At 73.5% G+C, this 12,030-nt stretch carries 3 protein-coding genes; all 3 read left to right on the plus strand.

Annotation, left to right across the window (positions count from 1 at the left end; genetic code table 11):
• Positions 1-115: 115 nt before the first annotated feature.
• From OIE13_RS13520 to OIE13_RS13530, 3 genes are read left to right on the plus strand one after another with little or no spacing between them, the layout of a single operon-like run.
• A complete protein-coding gene (locus OIE13_RS13520) occupies positions 116-691 on the plus strand; it encodes a hypothetical protein (RefSeq protein ID WP_326830086.1) in 576 nt (191 codons plus the stop codon).
• Positions 688-10,416 (plus strand): DUF6603 domain-containing protein, encoded by a 9,729-nt coding sequence (locus tag OIE13_RS13525; protein ID WP_326830087.1) that lies wholly within the window; start codon positions 688-690, stop codon positions 10,414-10,416. Before OIE13_RS13520 ends, OIE13_RS13525 begins: the two co-directional genes overlap by 4 nt.
• Positions 10,413-11,942 carry a hypothetical protein gene (locus OIE13_RS13530; RefSeq protein ID WP_326639690.1) on the plus strand — a complete coding sequence of 510 codons (1,530 nt, stop codon included), beginning with the start codon at positions 10,413-10,415 and terminating at the stop codon, positions 11,940-11,942. Before OIE13_RS13525 ends, OIE13_RS13530 begins: the two co-directional genes overlap by 4 nt.
• Positions 11,943-12,030: the final 88 nt, after the last annotated feature.

Below are 12,030 nucleotides of genomic sequence, written 5' to 3' on the forward strand. Positions count from 1 at the left end.
TCTGGCCTTGAGGGAACCTCAGTCGGTATTGGCCGGAGTTGCCCATTGACCGACAGTTACGTGCCGGTCATTGTCGAAACGGGTGGCCGAGGAAACAAAGAGGCCGGGGGATGCTATGCCTGACAACGGAGACTGCCAGGCGTTCCTGCGTGAACTGCGCAGGGATTCCGTCAACTCCGGTCTGGATACCGGCCAGTTGGGTACACCGGTCGTGGTTCCCGATCACGTGTTCAGCTGCCTATGGCGTGAGGTTCTGGGTCGTGACGGCACCGTGAACGGTTGGTGCGTCTGGCAGCGTGACGGTTCCGAAGTGGCCCTGCATGTCGTGGAGAGCCGGACCGCGCTGCGTGAAGGTCTTGTCCTTGCCGCTTTGCGCCTGATGTGTGATCAGGAACCCCGGGCCGGCGAGCTGGTGGTGCCGCTGGCCACCGGCAGCGAGGCCGAACCGGCGGGACTGCTCACGGCGGCCGAGACACGAGCCAGAGGGAAGCCGCTGCTGGTGGAGGCGTGGGGTGAGACCGCCGTGGCGGTGTGCTTCGCGGCCATGATGGAGATCGCCGCCACCGTGGCGGCCGCCACCGGCACGGATCGGGCAGGACGTCCGCTGCTGCCGGGCGCCGTCCGTGCCGAGCACGACGAGTTCATGGTGTTCCCGCAGGCGGCCCACTCGATCGACCGGTGGTGGCGATGAGCGTGTCAGCCGGGGTCTTCGCCCCGGAACTGGCCCAGCTCGGTGTCACGCTGGGTGTGCTGCTGCCCCGTGCGGACGGCGGTTTCGATTTCAATGACGCCTTCTTCGCCGACCCGATCGGGGCGCTGCGCGGGGTCGTCTCCGATCCCGTGCGACTGGACGCGCTGCTCAGCCTGCTGGACTTCGGCGACGGCCCGCCCACGGTCGGCGAGCGGACCAGGATCAGGCTGCAGCGTTTCGGGGCCGCGTCGATCTACCTGACGATCGACCGCACCGCCGGGGGCGTCGATCTGGGCGTCGCGGGTACGGCCGCGTACCAGAAGGGTGGCGTCGGCCTGGCCGGCGAGGTGTGGTTGCCACTGCTGCGGATCGGCGAGGGCATGCCGCCTCGACTGTTGCCCGGCGGTCCGGATGGCCCGTTGGGCGTGCGGTTCACCGTGTTGTCGCCGGCCGGAGGATCCGTCTCGATCGGCTCTGTCGCGGGCGAGTTCCACTGCCCCACCGATGGCGGTGATCCCGGCTTCGGCCTGGACGTGCGCGGCCTCCAGTTGCCCGGCTGGCCGCAGGCCCGCGATCTGACGCTGACGGGGGGCCAGAACTTCCTGGCCGACGAACTGCCTGAGCTGCTGTCGCTGCTGCTCGACCTGGCCTCGGCCGCCGCGGGGCTGGACCCGGCGACCGCCCGGCACCTGTCGCTGTTGCTCACCTTGATCGGGCTTGGCGACGAGGGCCGGGTGCCCCGCCTGCGGCTGGACGATGTCGCCGCCCGCGGTGGCGTGGCGCTGCGCGACTGGGCGCTGACCGTGCTGGCTGACAGCGCGACCCAGGGCGCCTGGCTCCTGGTTTTGGCCGAACTCGCCGGCGTGCCCGGCGAGGTGGCCGGTTCCGGGCCTGACGGGTTGCGCGTGCGGCTCACCGGGCCGGGCACGACCGTCGTCTACGCCACCTTGGCCGTCACGGCGGGCGAGATCGGGACGCGGGTCCTGTTCGGGATCGCGGCCGAGACCGAAGCGCCGCCACTGGGGGAGGTTCCGGTCACCGCCCGGCTGGGCTGCCAGTTGCTCCGCCTGGAGTTCACGCCGGGACCCGCCGCCCGCTGGCTGCCGTGGCTGCGAGCCGAGGTGGTCTGCGGCACACCGGGCAGGCCACTCTCCGCTCCGCTGGTGGGGGTGCTCCGGCTCGGCCTGAGCCTGACCGAGGCGCACGGACTCGTCCCGATCGCCGAGGCCGTGGACGTTCGGGTAGGCGACGGTGTCTACCCCGTGCTGGATCTCACCTCGGTCGACGCGGTCACCCAGATCGCGGGCGACGCGGCCGTGGCGGGCCTGGCCGGGCTGCTGGAACCACTGTTCGGGGACGAGGCCGCCGCCCGGGTTCGCGCCCTGATGGTGCTGCTCGGTCTGCGCGAACCCGGGGTGCGGCCGGAGGGCTGGCCGGAGTTGCCCGTGGCGGCGGCGTTCTTCGCCGACCCACTCGTCGCGGTGGCGTTCTACCACGCCGCCGCCTTGGGCGCCGGGGGCTACCGTGTCATGATCGACGCGGCGCGGACCCTGTTCGCGGTGTCCAGCGACCTCGCCGGTTCGGGGACATCCGCCGAACCCTGGGCCACCGCGTTCGGATCGCCGGTTCCCGACGCCCGCCTGGAGCTGCTGATCTGGGGGGACGGCGGGGCGGCCGCCCCCGTCCTCACGATCGCCGCGCGGGTCGTCCTCGGTCCTCGTGAACTCGTCGACGGAACCCTGGTCAGCGTGATCGGCCTGCACGAGCTGGCCCGAGTGGCGCTCCCGGTCGAACATGGACGCTCACCGGCGTTCGCCTTCTGCGAGCGGCATGAGATCAGCCTGGCGCTGGAAGCGGGCTACCCCATCGGCACCTTCCTCGATGAACCCGAACCCGACGAACCCGAATCCGAACCCGACGGACCCGAATCCGACGAACCCGAACCCGACGCGCCCGAGGAGATGGAGAAACCGGCAACGGGCGTGGAATCGCCGTTGGACGACCATCTGCCGCCGGCCAGGCTGGAGCTGCGCGCCGGACCGGTGACGGCGAGTTGCCGCTCGCTCCAGGGGCTGGTCTGGTGGCGGCGCGACACCGGTTGGGGCGGCAATGTCCACGTCCATGACGCCGCGCTGGACGTCGCGGGCGTCCACCTGGAACCGCCCACCCCCTTCAGCCTGGACTGGCCTGACGGCGACCTCGACCTGGAACTGGCCTGGCCGCTGATCCGGCCGCTGTTGGGCCTGCGGCTGGCGTTGCCCCGGCTGGACCTGCCGGAGCCACCGCACCTGTCACTGCCCGAACTGCTCGCGGCCATGCTGGGCTGGCTACCGACGCTCCGCCCGTTCGCGCTGCGCCTCCCCGAACTCGGCGACTCCGAGTTCGACTGGCCCCGGTTCGACCTGCCCGACTTCGGCGGCGACTGGCCCGTGCTGAGCCTGCCCAAACTGGTCGTGGACCCGCTCGGCGCCCTGCGCCTGTGGCTGGGCGACCTGTTCGGCGGCCCGCTCGCGCTGCCCGCCGTCAGCCTGACCGCTCTCCTCACCGGCCTACCGGAACTCACCGGATCCGGCCGGTACGACGACCCGTGGGCGATCAGGCTCGGCCCTGACGGCCCCGAGGCGCTGATCTGGCTGGACCCTGACGGCCCGACGCTCTCCGGCCTGGACGAGGTGTTCGCCGAACTCGTGCCCGCCGACCTGCGTACGGCCCACCTGGACCCGGCCGAACTGCTGGACGCCCTGGACGCGGTGTCGGGCCTGGACACCCACCTTGGTGACCTCCTCGCCGGGCGTGCGGACCTGGCCGCCTCCCTGGCCACGTTGACGGCCGCCTTCCAGGAGGGCGACGGCCTGCTCCCGGCGTCGGCGCAGGCCGGCCCGGCCGACCGCCGGTCCCCGATCACGGCCACACACCTCGACGCCCCCGCCAGGTTCCACCTGGGCGACCACAGCACCGCTCAGCAGGAGCGGACCGTCTACCTGTGCGCTCCGCTGCCCGGCGTCCGCCCTTGGCCCGGGCAGGAAGCGGGCACCATCATCGATCTGACCACCCCGACGGCCGTCGTGGCATCGGAGCGCGGGCCCTGGTTCGTCCTGATGCCGCCTCGTACGGCCGGAGGGCATGCCGAGGCGGTCGAGCGACTGCGCACCGTGATAGAGAAGGTGACCGTCGCGTCGGGCGGAGCGCCTGTCGTGGTGGCGCACTCGGTCACCGCGTACCCGGCCCGGGCGCTGCACCGCGAGCATCCGTTCGCCGAGCTGATCACCGTGTGCGGGCCGCATGCCTCGCCCCCCTTGACCGGCGGCGGGGACGCGGCCCGGTTCCTGGACGGCCTGGCCGCCCGGTTGCCGGTGATCCCCGATGCGCTGCGGCATATGCTCGCGACCCTGGACGACGGCCTCCCGCTCGCCGAGTTCACACCTCCGCCCACCGCACCCGGCGACGAACCCGCTGCACCCGACGGCGAACCCGCTGCACCCGACGGCGAACCTGCTGCGCCCGACGGCGAACCTGCCGTGACCGCGGTCATCGCCACCCTCCCGGACGCCGGCCAGATCCTGGCGGACCTCGTCGCCGATGTCATCGCGGCCGGACCGCCGGGAGGCGCGAACCGCCGCCCGGTGACCCACCTCGGCCTCGGTCTCCGCGTGACGCTTCCCCAGGACGGGACGGTGCCGGGCGAGGTGGCCGTCACCACGTCGCTCCGCGCCGACCTGCACCAGATCCGGCTGCGGGACGGAGACGTCCGGCCCTGTCCCCGGCTGCGGACGCAAACCATCGTGGAACGCCCTGGCGGCTGGTTGCTGGAGGGCCCGGCCCGGTTCCGGCGCGCCGAGATCTGGCTGGACGCGGCCGGCCCGGCCGGAGCCGTGGAGGTGGTGCTGCATGACGCTGCCCTGCCGGGATCGCCGCTGGGCCGCCACCGCGTCACCCGCGAGACGCTCGACGCCGGTGGCCGTACCCTGCTGGGCGAGCTGGGCCGCGAACTGGCCGGGACGCCGCTGGCCGGGACGCTGCGCGCGCTCGGGCTGGCCCGCGCCGACCTGACCCTGGACGCCGACGCGATCGAGCGGCTCTTCTGGGACCCGCGCCGCTACCTGTCCGATCGGGTGGCCGATCAGATGCCGGCGGCCGATCTGGGGGGCGGGCTCCGCCTGGAGGCCGACTTCGGGGCCGGCACGGTCGTGCTGGTGATCGGCACGCCCGTCGTGCTGGCGGGTGTCGTCGGCCTGTCCGGAGCCGTCACCGTGACGCTGGCCGACCCGTCGGCGGCCACCGGCCGATTCACCCTGACCGCCGGCGACCTCGTGGTCACCTGTGACGAGGACGGCGTACGCGTCGGCGAAGCGGCGCTCCTGCCCAGCCCTGACGTGGCCGGGCTGACCGTCCAGGCGGCCGAACTCGCTCTCGGCCAGTTGCTGCGAATGCTGATACAGGCCGTCGTCGCGGAGGCGCCGCGGGTGAGCGCCGTGCTCAAGACCATCGGCCTGCTGGACGAGCACGGCGCGGCACGCGACCCCCTGGGCTTGCTCACCGCCCCCGGCCGCTGGTTCACCCGTCCGGAATCGCTGGGATCGGCCGACGGGCTCGGGGGGATCAGCCCGGCCAAGCTGACCACGCTGCTCACGGCGATCGCCGAACTGGTCACGGACGAGGATGCGGGAACCGGTCTGCCGCTGCCTATGGGTGGACGCGTGACCGCCACGGCAGACGGCGACGACGTGCTGCTGACCTTGGCGTTCCTGCGAGGTGTCGGCGCGACGATCCGGATCGGCCCCGCCCCGAAGGTCACCCTCAACGCGGTCGCCCGGGTCAGCGCTCCACCCGACCTGACCGGGATCAGCCTCGCAGCCGCCGAGGTGGAACTGAACGGCGAGCGCGTCACCCTGCGGTTGTGGCGCGACCCCGCCCTTCCGCCCACCGTCGTACGGCTGACACCCGACCCCAGCGGACTCGGCGAACTGGCCGCGCTGGCGGCCGAGGCCGCGACCGAGTACGTGCTGCCGTTGCTCCTGGACGAACTGGCCGATCTCGGCGGCGCGGCGGCCGCCCTCGGCGCGGCCATCACCGGCGTCGGCGGTGCGCTCGCCCTGGTCGACCAGGCGGGCAGGTTCGACATCGTCCAGCTCCGCACGCTGGCCGCCGATCCGGGGGCCGAGCTCGCCCGCCGGTTCCGCGCCGCGCCCGCCGCCGTCGTACGCGCGCTCGTCAACGCGGCCACGCCGGCCGGCCCGCCCGCCCCCGACGCCCCGCCCGACCAGCTCTGGGCGGGCGCGCACGTACGGCTGCTGCTGAACGCCGACCCCGACGGTGTCCCCGAACTGACAGTGGTGCTGGCCGGGATGCGCCCGTTGAACGGTGTCGCCCTGGACGGCCGGATCAGCGCGGGACCGGGCGGGCTCGGCCCTACCCGGCTGACGCTCACCGCGATCCCACCCGACCTCGCCGCCCCCGATCCGGTCGTCCTACTGCGTACCGCATGGCCGTACCTCGAACTGCGGGCCGGGGGCGACACGCCCGGCCTGCACTGCGGCCTGTGGCTGGACCGGCCCGGCACACCGGAGGCGGACGCGCTGACCGTCGTCGTGCCGCCGGGAGGCCCGCCGGGCCTGTGGCACCGGGGCGGCGAGACCTTCGACGGTGATCTCGCGGCGGCGTTCGCCGAATTCGTCCTCGACGTGATGGCGCCCCTGGTGCTCGATCCGGTCCTGGCCCTGGACGGCACGCGCGCCCTGCTGCGGGACACGACGATCGGCGGAACGGCCCTCGGCGAGATCCTCGTGAACGCGGGCCTGCTCACCCCGGCGGCGCCGGCCCACCAGCTCGACACCCGCGCGCTGGCCGACCCGCTGGACACGCTGATCCGCGCCGTGGTGGCGCTGCTGGACGTCGCGCTCGCCGAGGCGCCGACCAGCCCGCTGCGACTGCGGCTGATCGGCGAGCAGGCCGGCGACGGCCGTCGGTACCTGCTGGGCCTGGCCCTCCCCCAGCCGTTACCGCTGCCGGCGGCCGGACCTGTCACGTTCGCCCTGCGCGCGGGCGAGGAGGACGAACCCGTCATCCAGATCGGGCTGGTCGAGATCGGCACCGATGTGACGTTCACCCCGGGGTTGCGCGTACGCGGGCTCGGCTTCACCGCCACCGGCACCGACGGCCCGCTGGTGCCCGGCCCGGTCCGGGTCGAGGCCATCACCCTGTACGGCACCTACGAGCACGCCACGACCGGCTTCGTCGAAGGCGGCGCCCGCCTGGAGATCACCGGTCTGGAGCTGCCGATCGGTGAGTCGGCCGGCGGCGACAACCCGGTGGCGGCGAAGGTGCTGCGGCCCGGCGAGGAGGGCGGCCCCGCTCCCGGGCTCAGCCCTTACGTGGAGATCCACAAGACCGGGGCGCAGAACGCGGAGTTCCGGCTCGGCGTGGCGGGCGACGGCTGGGTGCCGATCCGCCGCTCGTTCGGGCCCGTCTACATCGAGCAGATCGGCTACGACCTCACCGATCCGGCCGCGTTCGTCCTGCTCGTCGACGGCGGCGTGGAACTCGGCCCGCTGCACGCGCAGATCGACGAACTCGCAGTGATCATCCCGCTGGCGACCCCGGCCAACCCGCTGGCCTGGCGGCTCGACCTGGCCGGGCTGGCCGTCTCCTTCGACGGCGACGGAGTCTCGATCGCGGGCGGGCTGCGCCGGATGCGCCGTGACGGCGGCGTGGAGTACATCGGCATGCTGGAGGTGAAGGCCGGCGGCTACGGCCTGACCGCCATGGGCTCCTACGGCATGTTCCCCATCCCGAACCAGCCTGAGAAGTACGCCTCGCTGTTCGTCGTCGCGGCCCTCCTGGCACCGCTCGGCGGGCCTCCTGCCTTCTTCCTGCTCGGCCTGGGCGGCGGTATCGGCCTCAACCGGGAGCTCAGAGCACCGGACGACATGACGAAGGTCAAGGATTTCCCGCTGATCGCCGCGCTCCGTCCGGACAGCGCGCCGGCCCGTGATCCGATGGCGGTGCTGGGGCAGCTCGGCCAGACGTTCCCGCCCAGGCACGGCGCGTTCTGGCTGGCCGCCGGTGTCCGGTTCACCAGCTTCACGCTGGTCGAGTCCATCGCGGTGCTCACGGTCGCCATCGGGGACGGGCTGGAGATCATGGTGCTCGGGCTGGCCAGGGCCGGGCTGCCCAACCCCGACGCCCCGGCCGTCTATCTCGAACTCGCCCTGTGCGCGCGGTTCTCCACGTCCGAAGGCGTGTTGTCGGTGCAGGCCCAGCTCACGGACAACTCCTGGGTGATCAACCCGTCCTGCCGGGTCTTCGGCGGGTTCGCGTTCGTCATCTGGTTCAGGACGGGCGAGTTCCTGGTCTCCATCGGCGGCTATCACCCCCGGTTCAAGCGGGCGCCGCACCACCCGGCGGTTCCGCGCGTCGGGTTCGCGTGGTCGGTGTCCGAAGCGATCATGATCAAGGGCGAGGCGTACTTCACTCTCACGTCCACATGCGTCATGACCGGCGGGCGGCTGGAGGCCGCCGCCGACTTCGGCTTCGCGGGCGCGTGGTTCGCGGTGGGGCTCGACATTCTCATTTCCTGGGACCCGTTCTTCTACGACTTCTCGGTGTACGTGTCGGTCGGCGTGTGGATCCTCATCGAGGTGAAGATCTGGTTCATCCACATCTCCCTCAGGCTCAGCCTGTCGATCGGCGTCGAACTACTCATCACCGGCCCGGAGTTGCGCGGCCTCGCCAAGCTCGACCTGGGCGTCGCCGTCGTCACGGTGCCGTTCGGCGCCGCGGCCGACACCGCGCCCAAGGCGTGGCTGGGCTGGGCGGCCTTCCACGACAAGTACCTTGTGGCGGGCGACCCGTCGAAACGGCCCATGAGCATGGGCGTGACCCGGGGCGCGCACACCGACGACCCCGGAGCACCGCCGCCGGAGGCCGGTTCCCCGCCGGAAAGGACGCGCGTGCTGCCCGAGTTCTCGCTCCGGACGGCCGTACGGGCGGCGGGCGAGGTCAACGGGGCGCGGCTGCCGGGGCCCGCGCTCAGCGCCGCGCCGATGGGGCGGGCCACCGTCGTGGCGCGGCACCGCGTGACGATCCGGGACTCCGCGGGGAGTGTCACGCCGGGTACGTGGACACCCGTACGGGGTCAGGTGCCCGAGGCCGTCTGGGGCATGCCCCGGCCGAACGGCGCCGGGGGCATGCGCGAGGCGTACGTGGGCGCCGACTTCGTGGCGGACGTGACCATCACCGGCACGACACCGCAGATCTCCGTGCACCAGATCGAGGTGAGCGAACCCCTGCCGCTGCCGCTACCGCTGCCGCTGCTGGACGACCGGGATCCCGATGGCGAGCTGAGCGCGGCCGACGAAGCCGCCGCGGCCTGGGCGGCGTCAGTCGCGGGCGCGGACGCGTTCGAACTGGCCGGGTGGTTCATGGCGAACGCGACGCAGGCTCTCGCCCGCTGCCTCGGACCGCGTGCGGTGGCGGCCACCGCCGCCGGGCCGAGCGCCTTCGAGCGGGCGCTGCTCGGCGGGGAACGGTCGGCCGCGCCTCGCCCGGCCCGGATCACGGCGGGCGTGTTCACACCGGCCCGGCTGTACGAGCCCGCCGTGATCCGGGAGCTGCCGGTACGCCCGGAGCCGACGCCTCCCCCGGTGCCCGTGCCGGTGCTGCTGGCCGTGTTGCGGCCGGAGGCCCGGCCGGCGCGCCGGCAGCGACCCCGTACGAGTGTCGGCAAATGGGGCGACAGCTACCCACGTACGAGTCCGCCGACGGTGGCCTCCGTGTCGGCCCGCCACCCCGCCGTGGCGGCCGCGCTGATCACCACCGACCCCGTGGACACGAAGCTGCTCCCGCAAGGAGACCGGCGGACGCACGCCGCACCCGGCGGAGCGATCGAAGTGGTCCGCGGCCTGTTCAGCTACGAGCGGCTCGCGCACGATCCCTCCTTCGGCGTGCGGCTGCCGGCCGGGGACGTCCAGGTCTGGCACGTCCCCGGCGCCCACGACGACTGGGCGGACGCCCGTCCGTGGCTGGAGGTCGGCGGACGGCAGCTGGTCCGCGTGTGCGTGCTCGACCTGGCCGGGCGCGTGCTGGCGGACGTGACCATGAGTCACGGGACGATCCCGGTGCCGGTCGGCGCGCACCGCGTCGTGGTGGTGGGCAGCGGGTTCGAACACGACCTCGGCGGTCTGAGCGGCTGGCACAGCGGCGTCCCCGTGGCCCGCGTCGGCGAGCACGCCTGCGTGGTGGCGGGCGGAGTACTGCGCACGCCCGGGGCGACCACGCGCCGCGCCCGGCGCCCGACCGACATCGCACTGGCCGACCCGGCCGACATCGTGCGCGGTCAGGGCCTGTCCGAGACCACGCTGCCGCGCTCACGATCTGTCGTGATCACGCTGCGACCCCTCACCCCGCCCCCTGGGGAGCTCCTGATCGGCCTGGACGGCGCCAAGTGGACAGGCGCTCCCGACCGGCTGTTCACCTTCGGCGAGGAGATCGTCATGCTGCGCGAGGTCCTGCCGGGAAGCTCCGGCTGCACGGTGAGCGTCGCACACGACGGCTCCTTCGCACTCCGCGCCGTGCTGGGCAGCCCGGACCCCGCCGGCGTCCTGGCCGCCCGGCTGATGGCGGCCGAGGGAGACCCCGGGCTCGCCGGCCGGCTCCCCGGCCTGGTGACCGGCCCGGTCGCGGGCCCCGTCCAGAACTCGACGATCACCTGGAGGCCCGCCACGTGAGCGTTTCCCCCGGTCACATCCGGCTGCACAGCGCGGCCAGGCCCGCGCTCACGGCCGGCACGTACACCGTGCTCCTGGAGCACAGCATCGACGGCGACGCGGCCACCGCCGTGGCCGAGGAAATCGAGGTCCTCTCCCCCCGGTTCGCGATCGCCGGCACCGAGGTCGCCTCGGTCTTCCCGCCGCCGACCGCGCGTGGCGCGTTCGACACACGGCTGCCGGAGATCGTGCTGAAACGGCGCACGCTGCCGTGGGAGCGGCGGCTCGGCGAGGCGGTCGCGGACGCGCCCTGGCTGGCGCTGGTGCTGCTCACCGAGGACGAGGGCGAGTACCTGCCCTCCGTCCCGGTGACCGAGGTGATCCCGCCCGCCCTGCACGCGACGCTCAACGTCGGCCCTGGCTCCGGGTCGTGCGCCTGCTTGGCGACCACCGCCAACGTCGTGCACGCCGTCTTTCCCAGCGCCGCCGAACTGGGGCTGCTCTGCCACGTCCGCGAGGTCGCGCTCGACGACACCGAACTGGCCGGAGGCGATCTGGACGGCTTCTTCTCGGTGGTGCTGTCGGCCCGGCTGCCGCGGCCGGGCCTGGCGTACCAGGCCTGCCTGATCTCGCTGGAGGGACGCGCCGACGCGCTGCCGGGCCGCGCGGGCACCGCGCCGGAGCCCGGCCCGGCCGAGATCGTCCCGGCGGGGCCGCGCGACCGGCGTTTTCCCGTGCTGGCCCGGTGGACGTTCTCCGTGGCCGAGGGGGGCGACTTCCAGAGCCTCGCCGGGAACCTGGACAGCGGCTCGTTCGGGACGGCGACGGACGGCTGCCCCGGCGTGACCCCGACCGGCCATGTCGCCACCCGGCACCGTTCGCGGCGCGGCGAGGACCGCGCCGCCTGGTACCGGGGGCCGCTCGTCCCCCGCGAGACCGCGCGCCGCCCCCCGGCCCCGACCTTCGCTGCCGACCAGGCCCGCCGCATCGCCTCCGACGGCTTGGAGGACCTGTCGGAGGCGGCGGCCTTCGAGATCGGGCGGCTGCTCGCCCTGGCAGACCCCGAGTTCGTGGCCGCGCTGCGCGAATGGCGACGCGCCGACTTCGCGGCCGCCGCCACCGCTGAGACGACCCGGTTCGTGCCCGGATACACCGACCTCGGCCTCGGCGCCCCTGACTCCTACGCGCTCGGCGCCCTGCGGGACCTGAAGGACCGGCTCGGCCCGCCACGGCCCCGTGCGGAAGTGGTGATCACCGAGAAGGTGATCCAGGTCATCGCGGACGGGCTCGGCCTGGACGTCAAGGACATCCTGGTCGTCCTGGAGGGCGGGCCGCCGGCCCACCGCGAGCTGCCCGACCCGTCCGGCGCCGACCCGCTGGAGACGAGCTTCGACCGGCTGCGGGACGAGGCCCCCACGTTGCTGGCCCACCTGCGCCGGGCCCTGGCGACGCGCGTGGCGGCCACCCTCGACGAGGCCGGGGTGCGTCCCGCGGACGGCTACGATCCGGCCGCCCCGGCGGCGACCATAGACGAGGTGTTCTCATGAAAAGCCCGGAGTCAAGCCGCCTCACGGCCAGAGCCGCCTCCAGCAGGGCCGCCACGACCGGGCCGTCGCCGCGTTCGATGGCGACCTC

It is taken from the genome of Streptosporangium sp. NBC_01810 (assembly GCF_035917355.1).
Lineage (GTDB): Bacteria > Actinomycetota > Actinomycetes > Streptosporangiales > Streptosporangiaceae > Streptosporangium.

Excerpts from the sequence above, each read along its gene's own strand:
- OIE13_RS13520 (WP_326830086.1), top strand. The coding sequence starts at position 116 with ATGCCTGACAACGGAGACTGCCAGGCGTTCCTGCGTGAACTGCGCAGG.
- OIE13_RS13525 (WP_326830087.1), top strand. The coding sequence starts at position 688 with ATGAGCGTGTCAGCCGGGGTCTTCGCCCCGGAACTGGCCCAGCTCGGT.